A 25,648-nucleotide genomic window follows, 5' to 3' on the forward strand; every position below is an offset into this window, starting at 1 on the left:
TCGGTCAAGGTTCGAAGTTGGAGTCTCACTATCCGTTAATACGGGATAAACAAACAAAAAGAAGGAGCATGTTTTGAGAACCAATCAAAACATGCTCTTGTAAAGTGACAATAACGTTATTTAAGTCTTGTTTAACTACGGTGCAAATTAGTGGGAAAGGCTTATTTTCCACTAAAAATATTTATAAAAAATTCATGTTCATTTAAAAGTGGAATGAAAAGCAATAATAATAGTATTATCAAAAAACTTGTTGATACATTTTTTTGTGTATAAAACTTTTATTATTTGTTTTAGGTATACCATACCATTATAAAATTCATGTAACATCAAAGTAAGATACCTACTTTTCAAACAATACACAAAATAAAACTCTTCTTCAATGTATATCAAAAATATTTATATACTCTATCACCAACCTTAAGGAGAAATTTATAATGAGATTAGAGAGTGAAAGAATTTATTTAAGGCCCCTTTGTGAGCTAGATGTGCCCATTATATTAGAAAGTACAATGGATGAAGAAATAAGATATATGACTGGAACCAAGCCTACCTTTTCATTGGAGCAAATTAAAGCACATATAGATAATATAAATAATGATTCAAATCGCTATGATTTCGCTATTTGTTTAAACAGCACTGACGAAATGATTGGAGAGTTATCGATTTTAGATATCGATGAGGAGAACCAAAGAGCTGGATTCAGAATATCTATGCTTTCTATTTCATTAACAGGGAAAGGCTACGGAACTGAAGCTATGAAAATAGTTTTAAGATTTGTTTTTGAACAACTCACATTCAATCGTTTACAGTTAGAAGTATTTAGCCATAATTTACGTGGAATTAGAGCTTATGAAAAGGTTGGGTTTGTAAAAGAAGGAACCTTACGTCAATCCTTATTTTATAATGATACGTACTCGGATGAAATTATTATGGCAATACTTAAAAATGATTATAAAAATATGCTATAAAGAACCGATACTTGTTTCATCCAAGTATCGGTTCTCTCTATACAAAAGTGCCATTTTTTCTTACATATAAAACAAATATTTCTCCACTTAATTCCTTGCAAAAGACTCCCTCGTTACCTCAATAAATTGCTGTAACGGCGATGTCATCCATTTATCTTTATGCCAAGCGATTTGCGTATAGATCGGAGTGATTGTATTCTTTAAGACTAATTCCTTTATCGTTCCCTCTCGTATATCTTTTTCTACTACTATTGCTGGCAAAATTGCTATACCTAAATCGGCAATGACACATTGTTTAATTGCCTCGACACTAACAAATTCGATCTTATTTGCTGGGTATACATCTTCTGCGCGAAATAGCTCTTCAAATAAAGTCCGATACGAGCAACCTAGTTCTGTTAGTAAAAGTGTTTCGCTTTCTAAATCTTTTGTAGAAACGGAAGGTTGTTCAAGTAAACGATGCGTAGGAGCAGCTACTACTTTTAATTCTTCTTTCATAAGTGGCTCCACATGTAAAACATCCTCTGTTTTACATTCGTCCAAAATAAATACAAGATCTACTTTCCCCTCCATCAATTGCTCTTTCGCATCTTTATTGGAATGCGCAGGTTTAAATATAAGTTTTATTTGAGGAAATTGTGCTTTAAATTTCTTTAATATAGATGGAAGCCTATATGTACATTGACTTTCTTGTGCACCGATTATTAACGTACCCGCTATTTCCTCATCATCTTTCACAGCCATTTTTGCTTCGTTACTAAGCGCAATCATCTTATCGGCATATAGTTGAAACTTCTTTCCTGCTTCAGTTAAGAAAAGACGTTTTCCTAATCTCTCAAATAACGGCGTACCGAGCTCAGCCTCTAACGTTTTAATTTGCGCTGTCACGCTCGACTGAGCAAAATTCAATTTCTTCGCAGTTTGTGTAAAATTTAAGCTTTCTGCAGCCACTTTAAATGTAATTAATTGTTTTATCTCCATTTATCATCCCTCTTTTCAATCGATATTACCGATTGATTCCATCGAAATAATCTTCTTTTTCTATTGATAGTTGTATTGTATGATAAAGAACATCTACAAACAATATAAATGGAGGTATTCCATATGAAAGCACTTTGTTTCGAACAGTTCGGAAATGCTGATGTACTACAATATAAAGAAATACCTGATCCAATTATAAATCCAAATGAAATTCTTGTTCGCATGCAAGCAATCGGTTTAAATTTCGCTGATATTTATAGACGCCGCGGCGATTATCATCTCGCTGGTAACCCGCCTTATATATTAGGTTATGAAGGCGCTGGTATTGTTGAAAAAGTAGGAGCTAACGTTACTACTATCAATCCCGGAGACCACATTGCATTTGCTGACGTTCCATTCTCAAATGCAGAATTAGTTGCCGTTCCATCTGAAAAAGCAATTACACTTCCAGATTCTATTTCTTTTGAAACAGCCGCTTCTGTCTTATTGCAAGGTCTAACAGCACATTATTTAACGAAAGATAGCTATCAAATAAAACAAGGTGATATAGCTTTAGTACATGCCGCAGCTGGTGGCGTTGGTCAACTTCTCGTTCAAATGATTAAACTACTGGGCGGAACAGTAATCGGTCTTACATCATCAAAAGAAAAAGCACAAGTAGCTACGTTAGCTGGTGCTAATCACGTATTTTTATATACTGAAGCATGGCATACGAAAGTACTTGAAATAACTAATGGTACCGGAGTAAATGTTGTGTATGAATCAGTAGGTTCTACTTTAGAAGAAAGTTTTAAAGCTACTAAAGTTGGTGGTACCGTTGTATTCTATGGAATGGCTGGCGGTAATCCCGCACCTGTAGATCCACGTATGCTTATGGATACTTCAAAAACTTTAACTGGCGGAGACCTTTGGAACGTTCTTACTACGTATGAAGAACGCAAGCAGCGCTCTACTCAATTATTTGATTGGATCACTGCAGGAGAATTAAATATCGCGAGTCCAACTACATTCGCTTTACAAGATGGTGCTCTTGCGCATGAATTATTAGAGAGCCGTAAAAGTACTGGGAAGATTTTATTAATCCCGTAATCGTTCCACTTAAAAAAAGAAAAGATAAGCATATAAAAGAGCATCGATTCCGATGCTCTTTTATTATGGAATTTTATTAGTTTCTTTTTATTCCAGTAATTTTCGGCTCATCATATGAAATAATGTCGATTATATGGTTCAAACAAGGAATTTGATAGTGAACGAACTGCTCTTCAGGAAATATAAATTCAGCAATTGTTCCTGTTTTAATGAAATCCAAATATCTTGATTTTGAGTAAATCCTAAAAATTCTACCTTCTGAAATTTCGTAATCATCCATTACAGTAAACGATTCATTAGTAATGGAGTAAGCAACATACGTTTCAAAATCCAATTGCACAATTGGCAGATTGTTATCAACATCAATGGATGATGCTTCTATTTCCACCTCACCTGTAATTTTCATGAGTCCCTTAGTTTTGTTAACTTTGCACCTATCAATAAGTACCCTCAGTGAATTCCCTTCAGGTTCAATCAATTTGTTTAAATATATATATCCTTTAAATTCCATCAAATCTTGAAAATCCATTATTCCCCCCCATTTTGAAAATCTATCTGAAACAGTTGCGAGTCTCTTTACATTACTGCTCAAACAAGATTTTATACACCTATTCTAATCAACTGTAACATAAATCATTGTGCACTCTGACTTTATGTTGAAAGTGGTACTGTTTTTGGTACAAAATCAACGAAATATGATTTAAATCAATAAAAAAAGACCCTTCCGCTTATGCGAAAAGGCATACGATCTTATTTGTTATGTTGAGTAAAACTCACCCTAAAGAGATCTCGTTAAGATCTTTCTAGCTTCTTTTTCTTATTTCTATTTGAGATTTAATTATATTTCCACACTTTCTTTTCCTTTTTCAACATAACTCATATCCCCAACTGATTCGACTGTGTACTTCCCATCTTGATATACAATCTTCGTCACACTTGCATTTTCCACTCCAAGTTTTGTTTTGGCACTGTCTAACATTTCTATTAAGGCAGTAATCAAAAGCCCATGAACGACAACTAAAACGTTGCCACCTCCATTTTTAGCAGCTTCTTCACTAATTTTATCAATCTCTGTTTTTATCCGAGTAGAAAATAATTCCCAATCTTCCGCCTGTTTCGTAGGGTCTGCTGCTCTAATAAGATTAATCACTTCTTGAATAGAAAACTTCATGAGTTCTTCTGGAGATGCAACGCCCGCAGCTTTCCCAACCACATCCCACATATTTTCAAGTTTTTCACCTTCAAAAATACCAAAATTTAATTCTCGTAAATCTTTTCTTTTCTCAAGTTTCAATTTTGATTGCTCACTATATTTTAATACTAAATTAGCAGTTTCAATCGCTCGACCGCTATCACTACTATACGCATTCGCAAAATGAATATCTTTTAATCCCGTTCCCAAATTAGAGGTAACTTCCACACCTTTTTCTACTAACGGAGAGTCTGCCCAACCTTGCGCGCGATGATTCGTATTTAATATTGTTTTACCATGTCTTGTAACATATAACGTAACTACATTCTCATTGCTATCTGTTTCTCGATTCTTCATCATATTCTCTCCCTTTACATTTCTATATCAATTTTACCATCTCAATTATTCATTGAGCAAAATATACGTAAGTAGATCTGCTTAATAAAAAAAGCTATCTTTCTGTATATTCCTACAAAAAGATAGCATCTTTTATGATTACATTTCTTAATCGATTCTCCTACTCAGCAAAAGCACTCGAATATTGTACAACTCCTTCTACACCTTGAAGAGCATTCTCTCTTAACTCCATCACCATAAACACTTCATCTGGCACTTCAAATGGTGCTTTTATATTCCAATCACTTGCTTTTTTAAATCCAAATTTCGGATAGTACTCTGGATGTCCTAATACCACAACAGATTCATATCCTAGTTCTTTCGCTTTTTCTAAAGCAGCTACGATAAGTTTTCCGCCAATTCCTTTTTTCTGATGGCCCCTAGCAACGGATACTGGTGCAAGTGCTAATGATTCTACAGAAGTTCCGTCTTGTTCTATCTTAATTTTTGATAACATAATATGCCCGACTATTTCCTCATCTACTGCAACGATTGATAATTCAGGAATAAACGCGTCACATTCTCTAATACGTTTTACAAGTTCATGTTCCTTTTTATCACTAAATTCTTCATTTGAAAATGCTTGTTTTACAACTTCTTCAGTTTTACTACAATCATTTTGTTGTTCTTGTCTAATCGTTACCATTCTATATTATCCTCTATTCTTTCTTATTTCTTTTTCAATTTTACGAAGCGCTTTTTTCGATCCGCGCTCAATATCATGCTGCATTTTTCTTTCTTTATAATCGACAAATAGTGTATTTAAATCATATCCTTCTGGGTATAATTCTTTCGCCGCTACCTCTAAAGTAATACGTTTTACATTCACTTCAACGAATTCACCGTTATAATATACAACAACATTATAGAAATTATCTTTTTCCTTATATACAATCCCGAAATCGTTATGATCTAACAATTTCACACGGTCGCCGATTTTATATTCATAGTCATTTTCTCTTTTTTCTTGCACCATTTTCGGTTTTCTTATTTTACTTTCATTCACTTTTTCTATAGCGTATTCTTTATTTCCCATATACTCTTTCGCTCTTTGCAGTACATGTTCTCTCACATTCATTTTATTCGCAATCCAAAGTGCATTACTTTCACCTGATTTACCGATCACTAATTTATAAAGTGGCTCTAGCGTCTCACTATTGAATTGCATTGCTGCGTTCATAAAATCACCATGCATTTCTGAAAAGCGTTTAATTTCACCGTAATGCGTACTCGCAATTGTAATACATCCCGCGAGGTAAAATTCTTCTAAAATAGATATCGCAAGCGCCGCACCTTCATTCGGTTCTGTACCACTTCCTATTTCGTCAAATAGTAGTAATGTATTATTATTTGACATCCTCATAATCTCGGATAGATTTTTCATATGCGATGAGAATGTACTTAGTGCATTTTCAATACTTTGATTATCACCAATATCTACAAATACGTTGTCAAAAATAGCAATTTCCGTTTCTTTATCTCCAGCGATGTGCAGGCCTGACATTGTCGCTAATGTTAACAATCCGATTGTTTTTAACACAATCGTTTTCCCGCCCGCATTCGGTCCTGTAATAATTAAACTTCGGTAGTTTTGACCGATTTCAAAGTTTAATGGTACTATTTTCCCACTTAAAAGCGGATGCTTACAATTCACTAAATGAATGTAGCCATGATCATTTAATTTCGGCTCTATTCCATCGATTGATTTACTAAACTTCGCTTTCGCAAATACCATATCATATTGACTAATCAATTCCATATTAATTTTTATATGATAAATATTTTCTAATACCATTCCTGATAAAGTCGCTAAAATTTGATACTCTTCCATCGCTTCTTCTGCTTTCAAACTTGCGAGCTCCGCATTTAACTTTGTAACCGTATGTGGTTCTATAAATACAGTAGAACCTTTAGCGGAAGCTTCAACAATACTTCCCGCAACTTGATTTTTATAGGTAGATTTGATTGGAATCGTATAGCGATCATCCTTTTTACTAATAAAGAATTCCTGAATATACTTCTTATTTGCACTACTATTTAAAAATTTTGTTAAACGTTCTTTTATTTTTCCATCTACAGAATCAATGTTATTTCGAATTCGTTTTAACTCTTTACTAGCAGCTGCATCAATGCCATTTCCTTTAATCGAAAAGTTAATTTCTTCTTCGATACTTTTAAATTCAGACATTGAATTTGCATACGAAGATAATACTGGCGCAAAGAATTCTTTATCTAGCATAAACTTTTTAATCTTTCGGCACCCACGTAAAAAGTCTGAAACGCTCACTAACTCTGCTGGATCTAAAATCATCCCTTTTTCTAATTTTTGAATTGTACTAGCGATATTGGAAATTCCGAAGAAAGGAACATGCCCTTCTGCATCTACTATAGCTCGTGCTTCTGTCGTTTCATTTAAGCGATTTCTCACTACTTTTATACTCGTACTCGGCTCTAATTTATTTAATAATTCCTTACCTAATCCACTTATACAATATGATTTCACTATTTCCATTAATTCGTTATATTGTAACTTTTCAAAAGTCATCGTATTCATTTTGTTTCTCCTCACTATGATTGATTTATATCATAAATGAAGATACCTACTCATTAGATTCCAATGAGTTCTACATTATTCAATTACCATTTTTATACATCATAAATATATACAAAAAAGCTGCGGGGATACCGCAGCTTTTACATTTACAAGGCATGTGTAATAACATATGAGAAAATAAGCCATAAAAACAGATGGCACTCCCCTTATTACACGCTTTATAAAGTATTGTAGGTATCTTCATAGGTTTCGAAATAAATGCATGACAAAATTAGGGGTATGATATACATAAAAATCCCCTGGTCTTATCCGATTTATTTCATTAAATTTTTCCTATTTAGTACCTACCGCACTCACAAAAAGCACCTCTCATTAATTTATATTTTATGTTCATTGAAATCTAATTTATTGAAATCATCATACTATATGTTTTATAAGAAGTAAAGGTGTCATACTTTAATAACTATGCAGAATGTAAAAAAGAAGAGGAAACTTATATTTCAGTCTACCTCTTCTTTTCATCACCAATTTACCGCTGAACATATATGGAAACTGAGCCTCCACTTACATGGAATTGCCCCCATCCGTCCTTATTAATTGTTACAGTATTTGTTTGATTACCCGTAATATCGTACCATACTTCCCCAGCGTTATTCTTTCCAACATCCATCCACTTTGATCCTCCTGGTCCGTCCGAGAGTAATGTCGCTAAACCAGAATTAGCATGTACACCATCGCCTTCTCTTGTCCAGCCAATCACATCTGGATGGTCTAAATAATCACGCTGCGTACCATATGCAAAGTTTTTTCGTGCCGTCAAAATTGGATCAATTTTATCTTTTAACGCTGGAATTTCATAACTACTATTTCCGCTTGTCCCATAGTAATCACCATAGAAAACTGAAGGATAGCCCTCTGCACGAGTTAAAATAAATGCATATGCCAGCGGCTTAAACCACGGACTTACTACAGATTCCAATGACTGCCCAGGCTGAGAATCATGATTCTCAACGAGAGTAACTGCGAGTGCAGGGTGATTTTTCATTACTGTTCCATTTAAAATATTTCTCATATCATAATTCCCATTTCCTGTTGAAGCATAATGAAAATTGTAATGAAGCGGTGCATCAAACACAGATTGATTATAATTGACTTTCGCTAAATAATTGTTTAAAGCCTGAACATCATTTTGCCAATATTCAGCTACTGTAAACATTTCTTTCCCCGTTTGCTGTCTGGCATGATTTACCCAATCGCGTAAATATTCATGATCAATATGTTTAACAGCGTCCAAACGAAAGCCATCTAAATTTAATTCATTCGCATACCATGTTCCCCAATTTTTCATCTCATTCGCAACATCAGGATGATCAAAATCAAGATCTGCATACATCAAATAATCATAATTTCCATTTTCGCTAGACACTTCCCAATCCCACGCTTTATCTACACCCCTAAATTTATAAATTCGATTTAATTTCCTTCCTTCATCCCAATCCGTTCCGTCAAAATGATACCATTTCCATTTGAAATTAGAATAAGCATCTCCGCGCCCTGGAAAATTAAACCCCGTCCATGCACTAATTTGATAATCACCTGATACTTCAATATTTCGATTGTTACGGTCTACCTCAACAGCTGTTACGGTTTCAGTATAATCAGCCCCACCTTTATGATTCATAACTACATCACCGTATACGTCGATGTTTTGCTTATGTAAAGCGTCAATTGCAGATTTCAACTGTGCTTTTGTCCCATATTTCGTCCGCACCGTTCCTTTTTGATTGAACTCCCCTAAATCATATAAATCATAGGCCCCATACCCTACATCATTTTGCGAAGTCCCTTTATATGCAGGTGGTATCCATACAGATGTGATTCCTTTATGAGCTAAACTTTCAGCATCGGAACGCAAACGATTCCAATGATTCCCATCATTCGGAGCGTACCACTCAAAATACTGCATTAATGTTCCATTGTTCACTGTTGCTGCTTCTGCCTTATTTCCCTCATATATATTAGGAAAAAGCAAAATAAACAATAAACAGACTACCGTAATCCTTTTCAACATATTTACACCATCCCTTTCAAGAAAACGTTTGCATAATTTATTAAAATTATTATAATATTCGTTCTACAGTTAGTAAAGTAACAATCTTTTAATCTCTCACATTATTTTTCAAAATATGAATTCAACTATTCCACAAGTACCCCATATAGTTTAAAATTCACATCGGATTCAAAATTGTTTACAATTTATCTATAAAAGCATAACGGAGGGATTTCTATGACCGACTTTCAAAAACAATTTTTTGCAAGATTAAATATAGAAGAAAAACACAAAGTTTCATTTGAAGATTTACCTAACATTATGTACGCAATGGCACAAACTGTCCCTTTTGAAAACTTAAATATTCTCGAAAACAACTTTAAAGAAATATCAAAAGAAAATCTAAAAGAAAAAATTTTAATAAACAACCGTGGCGGCCTTTGTTATGAATTGAATCCGGCTATGTATTACTTCCTTAAAGACTCTAAATTCGATGTCCATCTCGTTTCAGGAACAGTTTATAACGCTGCAAATTCTATATGGGCTGTAGATTCAGGGCATATCGCAACTGTTTTACAACATCATAATGAACTTTACTTAATTGAAGTAGGTTTCGGATCATATTTACCCCTTTCCCCTGTTCCTTTCTCAGGTGAGATCGTTCATTCTGTAACAGGCGACTATCGTATTCGTAAAGAAACGACTGAAAAAGGTAATTATATTTTAGAAATGCGTAAAAGCAATGAGTTTCTAGATCAATCTTCTACTGATGATTGGACAGTAGGTTATGCATTTTACTTGGAAGAAGTGGATGAAACGAAAGCAAATGCAGCACAAAAAATTATTGTTGAACATGAAGGTTCACCATTTAACAAAGTACCTCTTGTTGTAAAACTTACTCATGACGGGCACGCATCATTAACAAAAGATAGCCTTACAGTAACGAAAAATAGAAATAAAACAAAAGAAACAATTACAAAAGAGCAATATACAAACCTCCTTCATTCAACGTTCGGCATTACATTATAACTTTTAAAGCCTCGCCATTTCCGGCAAGGCTTTTCATTTTCCAGCAGGGATTTTTTGCAATTTGTTGTATTTCATAGTTATATAGGAATATAACTACATATTTAGAAAGGAAATGATTATGACTGAACTTAAAGATCGACTACAAGTAGCTGATAAAGAAAAATGGGATTTAACGGATATTTATCATACAATTGAAGATTGGGAAAGCGATTTTCATAAAATTGAAGTATTAACGAATGAATTACACAAGTTTAATGGAAATATTCATGACGGCAATAGTTTATTAGCTTATTTAACAAAGAGTGAAGAAATATCTAGCATAATATCTTTAATGTTCGCTTATGCACGATTACAATCTGATCTTGATACACGCGATACTGACGCTCAATCCCTTGTCGACAAAGTATCACAATTACACGTGAAAGTAAGTGCGGCTAAATCTTTCTTTTCTCCATTCTTACTTAGCGTAGATGAAAACACATTATATTCTTACATAGAAGAAACCGAAGGCTTACACTATTATAAAGAAGACTTATTTGAGCTATACCGTTATAAAAAACACGTTTTGAATAAAGACCAAGAAGAGATTTTATCACAAATGGGTGAAGCACTCTCCTCCCCGCAGCATACATTTGGCATGTTAAATAATGCAGATATAATTTTTGGTGAAGTGACTACTGATGATGGAGAAAAAGTAAACTTAACACGTGGAATGTATTCAAAGCTAATAGAAGATGAGAATCGTGAGAAACGTGAAGAAGCCTATAAAGCTTATTACAAACCATACGTTCAATTAAAGAATTCTATCGCTTCTACTTTGTCCGCAGCTATTAAAAACAATGTTACTGTCTCAAAGCTACGAAAATATCCATCAGCTTTAGAAAAATCATTATTTGGCGACATGGTTCCGAAAGAAGTATATGAAAATTTAATTGAGACAACGAAAAAAAACATTCAATCATTACATACGTATAATGAACTTAGAAAAGAAAAATTAAATGTAGATGAACTACGACAATACGACTTGAGTGTTGATTTAGTAAAAGGTGTAAAACAAGACATTCCATACGACGAAGCGTTTGATATAATGATCGCGTCACTAGCTCCTTTAGGTAAAGAATATATCGAAACATTAAAAAACTTTAAAGATAAACGCTATATAGATGTGAGAGAAACACCAGGAAAACGTTCTGGCGCTTATAACTTTGGTGTATACGGTGTTCATCCTTTCATTCTTTTAAATCATCATGATGATTTAAATAGCCTTTTCACCCTTACTCATGAATGCGGGCACGGTATGCATACGCATTACTCACACGGATACCAACCAAGAATTTCTGCACACTATACTATCTTTGTTGCAGAAGTCGTTTCTACAGTAAATGAAGTGTTATTAATTCATTATTTATTAAAAGAAGCAAAAGAAACGAACGTACGTAATCATTTAATTAACTACTTTATCGATAGCTTTAAAGGTACTTTCTTTACACAAATCATGTTTGCAGAATTTGAAAAAATCACACATAAAATGGCCGAACAAGGTAAACCATTAAATGCCAAAGTCTTTAGTGAAATTTACGAAAACTTATTTAGAGAATATAATGGCGACTCTCTCGTATTTGACGAAGAAGTAAAATATGGCTGGTCTAGAATCCCTCATTTCTACCGTCCATTTTACGTATACAAATACGCAACTGGATTCGCTTCTGCCATTCAAATCGCCGATAAATTATTAAGCGGTGATCCAAATGCTCAGAAAAACTATATTGAATTCCTTAAAGGCGGAAGTTCTGACTATCCATTAAACCTACTGAAAAAAGCTGGCGTTGATTTAACTACACCAGAACCGATTGAAAGTGCATTAAATCGATTCACCCAACTTGTTGAAGAGTTTTCAGCATTATAGAAAAAAGCATGCAGATTATAGAATCTGCATGCTTTTTCATATAAAATATACATTTCATTTATTCACTTGTTGCTGCGTCACACAATGAATCATACCACCATACGCATACAGTTCATTTACATAAACACCGACAATTCTTCTTCCTGGAAACTGCCCTTCAATGATTTGAAGTCCTAACTTATCATGTTCATCACCGTATATAGGAACCAATACAACTTCATTTCCAATATAAAAATTCAAATACGAACCTTTACAGTCTGCCTCTTTTACCACTTTTCTTGTTACAGGTACTGGTATGAGCTGAAATGGATTTCCATCTATATTTCTCGCTTGTCGCAATTCTTGATAATGCTTTTCCTGCGCCTCCAAAAGGTACGACTCTCCTTCCCCAAAAGGATCATATTCATAAAGAATCGTATTTTCATTTACAAAACGTGCTGCCCCATCAATATGGTAATCTGTATCTTCATCATAATTATCCTCTCCGCGAATACCAGTTATCCATATAAAATTCGTTACTCCCAAATACTTCGTTAACTCTATTTCAATCTCTTCCTGATTTAGTGTAGGATTTCGATTTTCATTTATAATAGAAGTTTTTGCCGCCATTAAGGTGCCATTTCCATTTATCTCTATTCCTCCACCTTCTATACAGACACTATATTTAACTTTTGGAATGCTATACATTTCACTTATTTTTTCCGAAATAACAGCATCATTTTCATACGGATATTTATCCCCCCAACCATTAAATACCCAGTGTGTTAAACAGAGATTGCCTTCCTTATCTTTTACAAAGATCGGTCCATTATCTCTTATCCAAACATCATCCGTTTCTTCAATTAAAAAATCAATTTTATCCATATCTACATTCGCTTCAATTAACTTCGATTGTACATGTACTTTTTCTTCCTCATCAAATACAACAATATGCACATTCTCACCGTAATGAAGCTCCTTTGCCATCGTTACCCAAATATCATCTAGCTTAGATCTGTAACCTTCACCTCTATGAGCTTTATCATGAGGCCATTGGAGCCATGTCCCCTCATGATTTTCCCACTCAGCAGGCATATAAAACAAACTATTTTCTATATTTCTCATACGTGTTCACCCCTTCTTCGAATGTAAGTTCAGTCTAAACTTTGACATCGTGTTAAGGTCAACAGAAATATATTAACTACTTCATAAACTGATTCTTTATTTTCCCTTGTGATACACTACTTCTCCTTGTAAAACCGTCACTAAAACTTTCGCATTCGGAATCTTATCGACACTCATTTTAGTAATATCTTCATTTAGCAATACCATATCGGCTGATTTACCTACTTCAATTGAACCAGTAATATTATCAAGGCCTAATGCTTTGGCGGGCTTAATTGTATAAGCATCAATAGCTGCATATATATCAGATAAGCCTTTCTCTTCAATACTTAACGCATTCGAAATTGTCACAAGTGGATTCAGTTCGTTTACGTCCCAATCACTACTAAGCGATACATTTGCTCCTGTTTTCCAAATGCGTCCTAACGGCATAATTCGTTTCATCTGTTGATTTGTAAAATACGCACTTGCCCAGCTTTGTTTAGGATCTTCTGCAAAATCATGACCTACTTGGAAATCAGCGCTAATACCTAACTTAGCAAAACGATTTATATCACTATCTTCTACCATTTCCACATGTGTAAGCGTATAAGGTTGATTCGCCCCTTCTTTTTTCGCTGCTTCAATTGCATTTAAACTTTCTCTTACTCCGCCATCTCCAATTGTGTGGATGAGTGCACCGTAACCAATTTTATTGAGTTCACTCAACCACCACTTCATTTTTTCTTCTGGAATATAGTTCAAACCGTACGGTGTTCCTTTAAACCACTCAAATTTATATTTTTCTAGTATTTTAGCTGTGCTGTTAATGCTAATTCCATCACTATACATCTTCACTTGATTAATAAGCATTCTAGATGATACATCATCACGCTTAATTTTTTTGAAATACTCCATTTGCTCTGCTTCATTTAAGTTCGGATATACCCACGGACGAAGTACTACTCGCGACGTTAACTTTTTCTCATCATTAACTTTATTCCAAACATCTAACCAGCCTCGTTTCCAATAAAGACGTCCATCGCCGACTGTAGTAATACCATTCTTCGCAACCTCATCTAAACCGTCTAACAAACCTTCATAATTTTTTTCAAAGAGATTGGGCTAGGAATTCCATGCTTTTTCCATCACGATATCCCCTGCTGTATCATACAGAAGCCCGAAAGGTTCTCCTGTTTCTGGATCCCGGATGATTCTTCCGCCTTGCGGATCTTTCGTCTCTTTATTTATTCCCGCTACTTCCAATGCTTTTGAGTTAACCCATACAGAATGAGAAGTTCTTTCCATAATTAATACAGGGTTATTAGGAAATAACTCATCAAGAACTTGTAATGGCGTTTGTTGTTCTGATTTTTCGTCCATATCTTTTAACAGCTCTTCCAAACTAAATCCTGTTCCGCTTATCCATTCGCCATCTTTCACATCTTTTTTACAAGCCTTTAAATACGAGCGTTGTTCTTGCAGCGCAGCATCCGGTGAAACACTACAATTCCCTGCTGCTGGTGATTTCGCCTCAAATATATGATTGTGATTGTCCACAAAACCAGGAAGAATAAAACGTCCTTGTAAATCCACCACTTTCGTATCTTCATTTATAAATCCTTCTACATCTTTGTTTGAACCAACAAATGTAATTTTCCCTTCTTTAACGGCTACAGCCTCTACAATGTCTTGCTTGTCATTTGAAGTATAGATTGTACCATTTTTAAACACTACATTTTTTGGCAACTGATTTGGTAGAACGAAGCTACCATTCTCACCTTCTCCTACTCCAGGAGTACACGCTGAAAACCATGTCATACTTAGAATCAGACAAATAATCATGATTGTTCTTTTCATATTCTTTCTCCTTTTTATTATGATGAATTACTTACATAAATAGAATAAGGATTGACATAATGTTAATGTCAATCCTTATTCACAGTCTATTTTCATAACTAAAAAACAAATTTGTGTCACATACTCCTCTACTAAACAATCACATTCAGGTCCCTTTATGTAGACCTCATATGGTGAACCATCTATTACATAACCATTTCTTTCAATCCATTTTTCTAACGCAATATAAGCGTAGCCTATATAGTCATAACTTCCATAATGCATAGTAGTAACGATTTGATGTGGATTTAATTTTTTTATTTCATATTCTTGTACTACATCTTTATTGTTCCCATGCATGACCGGAATCCTTAATTCAACATCACTTTCATTTGGAATATACTCTTCATCATAAAAGACCGTAGAGGGCGAACCGACCATTTGTAAGTTATGCTTTTGTACTTTTTCATATAAGTCATAAAAATAATCATCCATATCATCTATATTTATTTGCAGTCTTTGAGCAATTACTGTTATTTCATTTCTCATTCCAATAAATATATCGTAATTTCTATGACAAGCAGTATTTAAAGCATAATTCATATTTACCATTTCATTCATTTCTGAAATAACCTGTAAATTTTGTTTCACCTCATGAGACAACTCTATAATTTGTGATTGCATATGTTTAATAAATGAATCTTGATCTGATGATTGAAGAATTATTTTGATTTTCGGTAAAGGAAACTTATACTCCCTTAGCTTTTTAATTTTCAGCGCTATTTCAAGCTGCCCTTGCTCATAATATCTATATCCATTTACCGGATTCACATATGCTGGTTTCAATATTTCCTCTTTATCATAATGCCTTAGCATCCGTGTACTCATTTTACAAATCCGCGAAAACTCAGTAATTGTATACATATAAATACCCCTTGAATACATTCTCTTATATATAAGCTTATTTATTAAAACCAATCAAATATTTTTCTGATTGCAGAACCTTCATTCTGATCGTTCAGCCTTTTCATTTTTGAAGGTAACAAATGACTAGGACAATACCACGTTAAACAATTCATCGCGCCTCCCATTGTCGATATTTCTCCTACATGACTTTGAATAACTTGTTTCTCAGTATGCTGTTGAATATATCTTAAAACTTCCTCATCTTTAGCTAATCCAAACTTAGGAACGTAAAGCGTATCACATGTTTCTAACATATTTATATATAAACCTTTTGCTGACGCTATCTCTTCATCGTATTGACCCTTCTCTGTATATGACGAAGGAACAACTATAAATTCAGCCTCTGGCATTTGCTCTTGAATAATCTCTTGAACCTTATATCTAAATTCATGATCCCCTAAAAAATCACTAATAAACATTGTATGTTCATCAATAAATTTAACCATCCCGTCTGCGTGTGCAAGTACATCTCCCTCTTCAGCAGGAATAATAATAACCCGACTCACATCTAAATCCCATTCCAGTTGCTCTATAATTTCTTCTTCCGTCCAATCATAATTATCATCAAATATGCGTTCCGTTAATATAACGGTATCTTTTTTATTCCAAATAAGATTTCCACCGTCTAATATCAATGGAGATGTCACATATTCAAAGTCGTTTTTTTTCAACCATTTATTAAATTGTTGATCTAAATATCGCCCTTGATCTTTCGGTAAATAATTCGGTTGATATTTGAATTTGACTAGATGATTTGTTACAACTGGTGCAACATCTCTTAGCCAAATATCATCATACTCAAAAAAGTTTGTATGAAAGTCTTGCTCTTCAACAGATAAAGATATAAGTTGATCGGTAAATGCTTTATTTGCATTTAAATATTCATTAAAATAAATAATGTCTTCATAAAATGGTCGATAATATTCATTCGATTCATCTGGTATTGCAGTAAAAATAATGCCACTATGTTTTTGTTCCATATTACTTACCTCGCTTTTTAATAATGATTGAATAACTGTTTTCAATAAGCTAACTATTCCCCAATTCATTTCTCTTTTCATTACAATTTTTGAAACGTGCACATTTCATGAATGGATTATAGCACGGAGAAATATTATATATTTATATAAAAAATATAAAGACGTCGTTAAGCCGTAAACTGACTCTTGACAAGATTTTTAAATTTTAATCGTCGTACACAATGAAGGATTAGATGACTTTTTTATCAAGATTCAAATCCATTACTTCTAATAGAGCGTTTTGATTATATAAATTCACTAAATGCGTTTCTACCCCAATGCAAATCCCTTCTAGCGGAAGATCGTTTGGATCTTGACCAAATGGATCCTCAATTTCAACTCCTATTGCTTCAATCCCTATAAATGCAAAACTTATAAACGTAGTTGCAAGTACTGTAAACCATCCAAGACTATCAACAAGACCAATCGATAAAGTCCCGCAAAATATGAGCAGTAAAATTTTAATATGAGCAAAATATGCAAAAGGAATAGGCGTTGTTTTGATCCGATCACATCCACCCACAGCCGTAAGCAGAGTATTCAAATCAGCTTCCATATTAATTATTGCATTTGGGTGAATTTGACCCGTTTTCAAACCTTTTGATAGTATAGTTTTTAACATAAAAACTATACTAATCGGTAAATGAATAGACTCAGCCAACATTTCTTTTTCCTTCTCAGAACAAATATCAAACAATGCTTTTATTTCGGATAAATCTTTTTCGTCTCTCAAATGTCCTTTCGCTATCTTTGGAAAAGCAATTAACAAATGTAAAAATTTTAATTTTTCCTGATCCGTCTTTTTCCCTTCAGACTCCCAATAACATAAAAAACTAACTGCCAAATTTCTAGTACAAGCACCAACCGTTCCAAATAACTTTCTACCTTCCCAATACCTATCATAGGCAGTATTAGTACGAAAAACTAACAGTAGACCTAAAGCTCCTCCAACAATTACCCAAGGAGTTTGATTAATTTTTATTTCTACATAATAATAATTAATCACAGTTACTATCGTTGAAATACATATATATAATAAAATTTGCGGGAAAATATCTCTTACAACCGTTCCTTTTAATGTAAATATTTGATGTAAACTATTTTGATTATTGTAATGAACCATACTTACAAAAACCTCTTTCCTTATTAACCTTTTATTCTTTTAAATTATGAAAGTATACAATTAAATAGCAGAATCATAAACCCTATTATTATAAAACTGGTTAAGATTATTTCTTTCAATACTGTTACTCCTTTTTACCAAAAGATAAAACATCTTTTTTGATTTAAACAACAAACGTTCACTCTTCTAAATCACGACGCATTATTTTAGAATTTGCAATGAATAAAGCACTAATTAATACAAGAATCGCGCAAGCATATATCAATGAATCCATTGGACTATCATGGTCTATAATAATTAGACGAACAATAGCAGTTATACCTATATATATAAAATAACGTAATGGAAAATGAAAATTCATTTGAAAGTACTTTATAATCATTACGATGAATTCAAAATATAAAAAGAATACGACAATGCTATCAATTAAATGATAACTAGATTCCTCACTATTTAATTTAAGTTCTTGTATAAATTGAATGACTTCTTTCATAAGAAACACACTTAAAACAATTCCCAAACAGATCAAAGCTACATTTATAATGTACTGTAGAACGATAGGGAAAAACGAAAATACTCTTTTTAAATTCTTTAACACAAACATTTTTCTCCTTTTCCATATAAAACAATAATGACAATATACTTTTATCTAATTATCGTTACATTAAAATTATACATTCTTATCTTGTTACAGATGTTAAAACAAGACAAAATAAGTAAAGTTAGCATTTCACCTATTTTGTCTATAAAGCAACATAACGAAACTATAATCGATTACTTCAATTGAATCGGTTGTTGCTGTGTCACACAATGGATCATTCCGCCATTTTTATAAAGCTCTCTCACATCAATTCCCACTACTTTACGATCCGGGTATAATTTCTGAATCGTATCGTTTGCGATTTTGTCATTTGGATCATTATAGTTAGGCACCAATATAACTGTATTCCCAACATAATAATTGATATACGACCCCTTATAATCTAGAGTTTTTCCACCTTCTAAAGTAACTTTATCTTTACTAAGCGGTAAGTATTCGTACTTATATTTCTGTCCTGAAGCATTTTTTGCATCTAACAATTTATCCATATCTTTGTTTGACAAGCCCCATTCAGCCAAGTCATCTTCTGCCATCGTTACGATTGTAGATTTATCATGGAATTTAGCAAATCCATCAATATGAAAATCAGTAATATCTAAATTAGGCACTCCATCTAACCAAATAAAGTTTGTCACCCCAAGGTCACTTATATATTTTTCAATTTCCGCTTCTGATAAATCAGGATTTCTATTTTTATTCGTTACTGCGCTTCGAGTTAATAAAGCAGTCCCATTGCTGTCTAATTCAATTGCGCCACCTTCAAGGACAAATTTCCCCCAATCAATTCTTTCAATCCCTAATTGTTTACTAACATCCTCACGTATACGGGCATCATTTTTATATGGAGTTTTCTTTCCCCAACCATTAAATGCTGGATCTAATATTTTCAGATTTTTATTATTGTCATAAACAAAAATCGGTCCACTATCTCTTGCCCACACATCATCAGTAGGAGCGATAAAGAAATCAACTTTATCCATATTCAGCCCTTTATCTATTAAAAGCTTATTGATTCGCTCTTTCTCTTCCTCATCATATGCAACAATGTGGACTTTTTCACCCTCAGTTAAAGCACTTGCCATCTTAATCCAAATAGGTTCAACTTCTTGTTTATACTCTTGACCATATGTGTATTCATGAGGCCATTGTAGCCATGTACCTTCATGTTTATCTTTTTCATCCGGCATCGTATATTTTCCAGCGTTTTTCTGTACCTCTACTTTTTTATCCTCTTTCTCTTTCCCTTTGGCATTTTCATTATTCCCTTCAAAAGAACATCCACTAATAATCGTTGTAGATAATGTAGCTATTAAACAAAACTTTACTATTTTTTTCATTTTTCAACCTCCTGTTCATGTCTACAATACTGTAAGGCTTAACATAGTGTGAAGCTCAAGCTTTTTCATCAATGTAAAAATTACCAATTATTCTTCCGCATGATAATCACATAATTTCAATACAAATAGATGACATTCACAAAGTATATTCCCTATATTTAACATTAATATCATTTGACTTCCTTCATAAATTTATTCTAGTACTAATCCACTCTCATACCTGCTTGTTCACTAAATAAAACATTATTAAATAAAAAAATCGGTATTGATAATTACATATCAATACCGATTTTTAAATAATTATTTTCCTTCTATTAAATCATTCGCTAATTTCCTAAACTCTTGATTAAATGTATCATTCATACCATTTTGTACGTTAGAGAATAATATTACAAACGTTCTTTTATCCCAGTTAAAATTATTAAAAGTGTTCCAGCCAGCTAATACACCGTGGTTATGATAATAATCTGGGTAAATATAGAAGCTAAATCCATATTTTCTCGCAGGTGATACTGTAAACATATCTGATAAGCTTTGTTTAGAAATCAGCTTTCCATCCATAATAGCCTCATCTAATCTTTTCATATCTTCAACGGTCGTATACATTTCACCACAACCATACAGCCAGTTCATTTTTAAGCGGGGTGTAGCTATTAACTCATTATCTTTTTTCGTGTAACCTTCTGCTAAGAAAATATCTTCAGGGAGAGTTGCACCCATACCAGATTCATTCATTTCAACAGGAGTAAAAATGTTTTCTTTCACATATTCAGCAAGCGGTTTATTCGATATCTTTTCTACAATATACGCAAGTACCATATAATTATAATCTGTATATTTCCATCCTGTCCCTGCAGGAAATTGCAACTTTTGCGCTCCAATCCACGTTACTAACTTTAAACGTGATGCCGCATCAACACTACCTTGTCCCTGATCTGGTAACCCGGACGTATGTGTTAACAAATTTCGTAACGTAATGTTTTTATCTGCTGGAAACGATGGAATATACTTATTTACATTGTCTTCAATATTCAATTTCCCTTTTTCTCTTAGCTGTAATATAGATATTGCAACTACTGTTTTCGTTATGGAACCGATGCGATATTTTGTTCTTGGCGTTGTTAAAACTTTATCTTTTATATTCGCATACCCGTAGCCTTTTCGTAAAACCACATTATTTTTATCCGTTACGAGAACCGTTCCGTTAAATCCTTTATCTTTTAAATATTGATCGAGTTTCGTTGCTGCAATATCATAACGTTTTTGCTGATTCGCATCAACTTTCGATTGAACATTTCCAACTTTATCCTCAAAATTTGAAAATGCCTTCAAACTGTATTTCTTTTCTTTATTTGCATGTATGAGTGCAGCGACACTCCCACAAAAAATAGCAAAAACAAAGAAAGCGATTAACCATTTCTTAAACATATGGGAACCCTCTTTTATCTAGTTTCACTTTATACTTTTCCATTCTATTCTATATCTTTTAATTTTTAAATATCTTATAATCTATCTACTCTATTATTCCTCATAGTAAACTAGATTCCTTTTTCTAACGTTCAAATTTTAACTACTCTCTATTGTAGTTCTTTTTTACAAAATTTCCACCTTACAATCGGATACATCCAACTTTAATTTTAATTTTTTATGTAACATTCGTTACACATTAACAAGAATGGAGGCGTTAATTTGAAAAAGACCGATAAGCTCAATCGTTTAGATGATATGATGTTTCATTATCGAGTAACAAAAAACAATATAGTTTTAATTGAATATTAAAGAAAAAAGATTATAATTTTAAAAAGAAATGATGCTGAAAATTTTTTAAACAAAATAAATCGGGCAAGTAACGAAAAAGAAAAACAGCTTATTATGGCTAAAATTACAGGTAATTTCAAAAGAGGAAATGAGCGTTAATGAAAACCAATCTCATTTCTAAATTGATTATACAGCATATAAAAAAAGAAATGTCACTCTCACGACATTTCTTTAGATTTTCTTCATAAAAGATTTACATTTTTAATATTCTTTTACTGTTACATAAATTCACCGCTGAAACGCTTAATAATGCAGCTATCCCCATCCATGCATATGTGTAGCCTTTTCCATCTACTATATAACCAAACAAAGCAGGCATAAAAATAATAGCTATTTGATTTAACGTAAGCGCAAAACCCACTGTCATCCCTACCGATTCCTCACTTGCAGACTCAGCAACTTCAACCATAAAAAGACTAAACCAACCAATCGCAAAGAACCCTAGCAGTCCGCTCATCACAAACAATACCTCAAGTGTCATTGTGTTTATACTCATTACAACAACTAAAATTAAGCAACAAGAAATACATACAGTTATTAATAAAGGTGTACGACGATCACCTTTGTAATATGTATCACTTATTGTAGCTAATATAATTCGCCCAATCATTCCTGCAAATAGCATAACTGAAAATACTTTCCCTGCTACAATAGGTGTTATCGATTTTTCAATGACTAAAAATTTTATAAAATGTCCGACTAATATCATTTGTAAAGAAATCATGCAAATACCTGTAATAAAAATTGGATACAGCTCTTTTTTACATATTACCTTTTTTAACTGCATCCAAAAAGAAATACTTACATTTTCTTGGCTCGTATGTTCTCGTACGTACGATTCCTTATAAAATATGAAAAACAATAACCCGCCTACTATACATATAGTTGCAATAACATTTATCGTATAAGCTAAACTAAATTTAATTGTAAGCAAAGGGATTATTACTCCTGCTAACGCCCCGCCAATAGGTATACCAGCTTGCCGTATTCCCATAGCTAATCCGCGAATCTCTTTCGGAAACCATTTCAAGATTACTTTACTTCCCCCTGGCTGGGATACGCTATAAAAAGTCCCTATTAAAAAAAGGACAAATAATAACCCAATAAATCCCCTTGCCATATGAGCAAGTAAAAGCGCCCCGCCAAGTAATACGGCACTCGCTTCAATTAATATTCTTTCATTATATCGATCAAGTAACCTTCCGGCAAAAAGCATACAAAACAACGGACCAATATTTACAGCACTTATTAACAACCCAACCTGCATATTCGAAAGTGCATATTTCTCTTTCCAAAATAACGCAAGTACCCCTACTCCATATGTTATAAGTGTTGCACTTGCCTGTGCTACCGTTGCCAAAGTTAACATGATCCATTTATTAGAACTACTGTACTTTTCAATTTTTTCTTCACTTATCAACGTTATCTCCCCCATATACCTTTCATTGTATGAAGGTTCTGATATCATGTAAAATAAGTGTTATTAATAGAATCCATCAAAAAAATTGATACCTTTTTCGGGGTGATAATAAATGGACATTAAAGATTTAACGGTTTTTTACGAAGTTGCGAAAGTAGGAAATATATCTCATGCTGCTAAAAACTTAAACTATGTACAATCAGGTGTAACGATGCGTATAAAACAACTAGAAATTGAGTTAGGTGTGCCTTTATTTTATCGAAATGGAAAAGGCGTTACTTTAACTTCTAACGGAGAAATTTTATTAACATATGCAAAACAAATCATCCACTTAATCGATCAATCCATTCAAGCTGTCCAAAGTAACGGAACCGAGCCAAAAGGCACGTTAAAAATCGGGTGTACAGAATCGACAACAGCCGTTCGTCTCCCGCCTATATTAACGACCTATTATGAAAAGTATCCAGAAGTTGAATTGATTCTAGAAACAAATACGACAGACCAATTAACTCAGCTCGTTTTAGAGCGAAAACTAGACGGGGCTCTTATCGCTGGAAATATTCAGCATACTGAACTTCATACACTTTCATTTCGAGAAGAAGAACTCGTTCTCATTAGCAAGACTCCTCTATCTTCCTTTAAAACAATAGGAGAACTGAATTTACTCGCTTTTAGTCAAGGATGTTATTACAGAAAACTATTAGAAAACTGGCTTCAAGAAGAAGGGATTTCACCTAAAAGAATACTAGAGTTCGGAACAATTGAAGCAATACTTGCATGTGTAAAATCAGGTATGGGCGCGGCTATTATGATGAAATCCATTATTCCAGATTACGAACATGGTGTATCTTTAAATACATTACCAAATCACTTTAAAAAGGTTCCTACTACCTTTATTACTCGAAAAGATATTTTCCACTCAGCTGCCTTGCAAAAATTTATGGAGATGATCAACAATGCGTGAAAAGAAAATACGTGGGATGAAACGAAGAACTAAAACTATGATAAAACGAATTCAAGAATATACTAATACTTTCCCTTCTACTTTCTATAACGATGAATACTGGCATATGCCTTTACCAGACTCTCAAGCTTTTATCGATTCTAGTACAACACCTAGGAAAGTAAAGCGATTGTGCATTCAAACCCTGTTAAATCAAGCGAATCAATTAATGAAAATGAAACCGAACGATACAAATACATATCGAGTCGTTGTTATGATCAAAATAGCAAGCTTATGGAACTCACAAATCATCATATTTAAAAACGATGACTACTTTCAAAATTTTTTCAATAGAGATAACGAATTTCAAAAATGGATTCCCCTCTCCAATGCTTCCGACTTCGGGCATGAATGGAAAATATCAATTTCTAACAGCATCCAAACATTGCATTTCCAAGAGATAATCCATGATGAAGATGGATTTTATGATGAAGGAGAACTTTTGTTTATCGGAGAGTTATCATAAAAGGGGAACTGCCAAATGAAAAGCTTCCCTTTTTCTACTAAACAAAATCGCTATATAATGAATTTAACATTTCACTATATAGGAGGTTTTCATATGGTAATCCCTAAATATCCTGAATTCCCACATTTTACGAAAAAACAAATTGAAGAAATAACCGAAATCGCTTTCCTAAAAAAATCAACACCACAACAGTGTGATGCAATTTTCGTTTTCGGTGGTTCCCATCCTGGTAATTGGCAAGCTCCTTTACATGCTTATCAACAAGGTTTAGGTGCACAAATTATCGTCACAGGTGGTACTAGTTTACATGGAATGAAACATCCAAACTGGCATTATGGAGATTTATCAGAATCAGAAGTAATTGTTAACAAGTTAATTGAACACGGTGTACCGGAAGATGCTATCGTTTTCGAGAAAAACTCTCTCCATTCTATCGCAAATGTAATTGAAGCTAAGAAGATCTTTGATTTTACAACAATTAATAGTTTACTATTTGTATGTAAAAGCTTAGGAGCAGGCCGGCAATATAGAGTATTAAAAAAACATTTACCAAAACATATAACTTGTATTCCATATACATTTGATACAAGTTTTGATGGTGATTTTATAATTAATAGATATAATTGGATGGAAAACGAGAAAAGTCGCTCTATGATTTTCGGCGAATACTTGAGAAATGTTTGCTACGGCCGAAAAGGTGGAATTGAACCTCCTGAGAAAGAGATTGAAGGATTAGAAAAATACGTAGTATATTACCAACATCTTGCATAATATTTTTTCAACATAAAAAATATCGGGAAGCCAATAT

At 33.4% G+C, this 25,648-nt stretch carries 21 protein-coding genes and 2 pseudogenes; 8 read left to right on the plus strand and 15 right to left on the minus strand.

Annotated elements, in window-relative coordinates:
- Positions 1-434 precede the first annotated feature (434 nt).
- Positions 435-968 carry a GNAT family N-acetyltransferase gene (locus tag ABH957_RS05780; protein WP_404467690.1) on the plus strand — a complete coding sequence of 178 codons (534 nt, stop codon included), beginning with the start codon at positions 435-437 and terminating at the stop codon, positions 966-968.
- Between the two features lie 87 nt (positions 969-1,055).
- On the opposite strand, the gene ABH957_RS05785 is transcribed toward ABH957_RS05780, so the two are convergent.
- Positions 1,056-1,949, minus strand: a complete 894-nt coding sequence (locus ABH957_RS05785) for a LysR family transcriptional regulator (protein ID WP_404456681.1) — start codon at positions 1,947-1,949, stop codon at positions 1,056-1,058.
- Positions 1,950-2,072: 123 nt separating this feature from the next.
- Here ABH957_RS05785 and ABH957_RS05790 point away from each other — a divergent pair, with 123 nt between their 5' ends.
- Positions 2,073-3,038: a quinone oxidoreductase family protein gene (locus ABH957_RS05790; protein ID WP_404444171.1), complete on the plus strand. Its 966-nt coding sequence runs from the start codon at positions 2,073-2,075 to the stop codon at positions 3,036-3,038.
- A gap of 76 nt (positions 3,039-3,114) precedes the next feature.
- On the opposite strand, the gene ABH957_RS05795 is transcribed toward ABH957_RS05790, so the two are convergent.
- From ABH957_RS05795 to amyS, 5 genes are all read right to left on the minus strand, one after another.
- Entirely contained in the window at positions 3,115-3,567 is a 453-nt protein-coding gene (locus tag ABH957_RS05795) for a hypothetical protein (protein WP_404444168.1), read from the minus strand.
- A 309-nt stretch (positions 3,568-3,876) separates the two neighbouring features.
- Positions 3,877-4,587, minus strand: a complete 711-nt coding sequence (locus ABH957_RS05800; RefSeq protein ID WP_404510742.1) for a histidine phosphatase family protein — start codon at positions 4,585-4,587, stop codon at positions 3,877-3,879.
- A 160-nt stretch (positions 4,588-4,747) separates the two neighbouring features.
- On the minus strand, positions 4,748-5,272 hold the full coding sequence (locus ABH957_RS05805) for a GNAT family N-acetyltransferase (RefSeq protein ID WP_002137597.1): 525 nt from the start codon (positions 5,270-5,272) through the stop codon (positions 4,748-4,750).
- 6 nt (positions 5,273-5,278) lie between these two features.
- On the minus strand, positions 5,279-7,180 hold the full coding sequence (locus ABH957_RS05810; protein WP_404476404.1) for an endonuclease MutS2: 1,902 nt from the start codon (positions 7,178-7,180) through the stop codon (positions 5,279-5,281).
- Between the two features lie 529 nt (positions 7,181-7,709).
- The gene (amyS, locus tag ABH957_RS05815) at positions 7,710-9,251 is read right to left on the minus strand and encodes an alpha-amylase (RefSeq protein WP_033729931.1); all 1,542 of its coding nucleotides are present in this window, start codon (positions 9,249-9,251) and stop codon (positions 7,710-7,712) included.
- A gap of 216 nt (positions 9,252-9,467) precedes the next feature.
- Between amyS and ABH957_RS05820 the strand changes: the two genes are divergently transcribed.
- Positions 9,468-10,259, plus strand: a complete 792-nt coding sequence (locus tag ABH957_RS05820) for an arylamine N-acetyltransferase family protein (RefSeq protein ID WP_002033438.1) — start codon at positions 9,468-9,470, stop codon at positions 10,257-10,259.
- Positions 10,260-10,377: 118 nt separating this feature from the next.
- Positions 10,378-12,165, plus strand: coding sequence for an oligoendopeptidase F (pepF, locus tag ABH957_RS05825; protein ID WP_404510744.1), 1,788 nt, complete (start codon positions 10,378-10,380; stop codon positions 12,163-12,165).
- Between the two features lie 54 nt (positions 12,166-12,219).
- On the opposite strand, the gene ABH957_RS05830 is transcribed toward pepF, so the two are convergent.
- The 8 genes and pseudogenes from ABH957_RS05830 to ABH957_RS05865 all read right to left on the minus strand — a co-directional run bounded on the left by ABH957_RS05830 (position 12,220) and on the right by ABH957_RS05865 (position 21,561).
- The gene (locus ABH957_RS05830) at positions 12,220-13,269 is read right to left on the minus strand and encodes an agmatine deiminase family protein (RefSeq protein WP_404510746.1); all 1,050 of its coding nucleotides are present in this window, start codon (positions 13,267-13,269) and stop codon (positions 12,220-12,222) included.
- 96 nt (positions 13,270-13,365) lie between these two features.
- Positions 13,366-15,108: pseudogene (locus ABH957_RS05835) on the minus strand (amidohydrolase).
- Positions 15,109-15,183: 75 nt separating this feature from the next.
- A complete protein-coding gene (locus tag ABH957_RS05840; protein WP_404510748.1) occupies positions 15,184-16,011 on the minus strand; it encodes a MerR family transcriptional regulator in 828 nt (275 codons plus the stop codon).
- 44 nt (positions 16,012-16,055) lie between these two features.
- Positions 16,056-17,033: an agmatine deiminase family protein gene (locus ABH957_RS05845; protein WP_404510824.1), complete on the minus strand. Its 978-nt coding sequence runs from the start codon at positions 17,031-17,033 to the stop codon at positions 16,056-16,058.
- A 229-nt stretch (positions 17,034-17,262) separates the two neighbouring features.
- Positions 17,263-18,195: a bestrophin family protein gene (locus ABH957_RS05850; RefSeq protein WP_002142623.1), complete on the minus strand. Its 933-nt coding sequence runs from the start codon at positions 18,193-18,195 to the stop codon at positions 17,263-17,265.
- A gap of 178 nt (positions 18,196-18,373) precedes the next feature.
- Complete coding sequence (gene psiE / locus ABH957_RS05855) at positions 18,374-18,793, minus strand: phosphate-starvation-inducible protein PsiE (protein WP_002165314.1); 420 nt, start codon at positions 18,791-18,793, stop codon at positions 18,374-18,376.
- Positions 18,794-18,969: 176 nt separating this feature from the next.
- The gene (locus tag ABH957_RS05860; RefSeq protein WP_404492696.1) at positions 18,970-20,133 is read right to left on the minus strand and encodes an agmatine deiminase family protein; all 1,164 of its coding nucleotides are present in this window, start codon (positions 20,131-20,133) and stop codon (positions 18,970-18,972) included.
- A 300-nt stretch (positions 20,134-20,433) separates the two neighbouring features.
- Positions 20,434-21,561, minus strand: a complete 1,128-nt coding sequence (locus ABH957_RS05865; RefSeq protein ID WP_113936033.1) for a serine hydrolase domain-containing protein — start codon at positions 21,559-21,561, stop codon at positions 20,434-20,436.
- A 261-nt stretch (positions 21,562-21,822) separates the two neighbouring features.
- On the opposite strand from ABH957_RS05865, the pseudogene ABH957_RS05870 reads away from it, so the two are divergent.
- Positions 21,823-22,050 (plus strand): annotated as a pseudogene (locus ABH957_RS05870) (hypothetical protein).
- Positions 22,051-22,144: 94 nt separating this feature from the next.
- On the opposite strand, the gene ABH957_RS05875 reads toward ABH957_RS05870, so the two are convergent.
- The gene (locus ABH957_RS05875; RefSeq protein ID WP_404510749.1) at positions 22,145-23,371 is read right to left on the minus strand and encodes an MFS transporter; all 1,227 of its coding nucleotides are present in this window, start codon (positions 23,369-23,371) and stop codon (positions 22,145-22,147) included.
- A gap of 112 nt (positions 23,372-23,483) precedes the next feature.
- Here ABH957_RS05875 and ABH957_RS05880 point away from each other — a divergent pair, with 112 nt between their 5' ends.
- The 3 genes from ABH957_RS05880 (at position 23,484) to ABH957_RS05890 (ending at position 25,611) form a co-directional block, all read left to right on the plus strand.
- Positions 23,484-24,335 carry a LysR family transcriptional regulator gene (locus tag ABH957_RS05880; protein WP_289404353.1) on the plus strand — a complete coding sequence of 284 codons (852 nt, stop codon included), beginning with the start codon at positions 23,484-23,486 and terminating at the stop codon, positions 24,333-24,335.
- Positions 24,328-24,840: a DUF3916 domain-containing protein gene (locus tag ABH957_RS05885; protein ID WP_404510751.1), complete on the plus strand. Its 513-nt coding sequence runs from the start codon at positions 24,328-24,330 to the stop codon at positions 24,838-24,840. The genes ABH957_RS05880 and ABH957_RS05885 overlap by 8 nt, the downstream gene beginning before the upstream one ends.
- Before the next feature lie 93 nt (positions 24,841-24,933).
- Entirely contained in the window at positions 24,934-25,611 is a 678-nt protein-coding gene (locus ABH957_RS05890; RefSeq protein WP_404510753.1) for a YdcF family protein, read from the plus strand.
- Positions 25,612-25,648 lie beyond the last annotated feature (37 nt).

The organism is Bacillus sp. RC242, assembly GCF_044908245.1.
Taxonomy (GTDB): Bacteria; Bacillota; Bacilli; order Bacillales; family Bacillaceae_G; genus Bacillus_A; species Bacillus_A mycoides.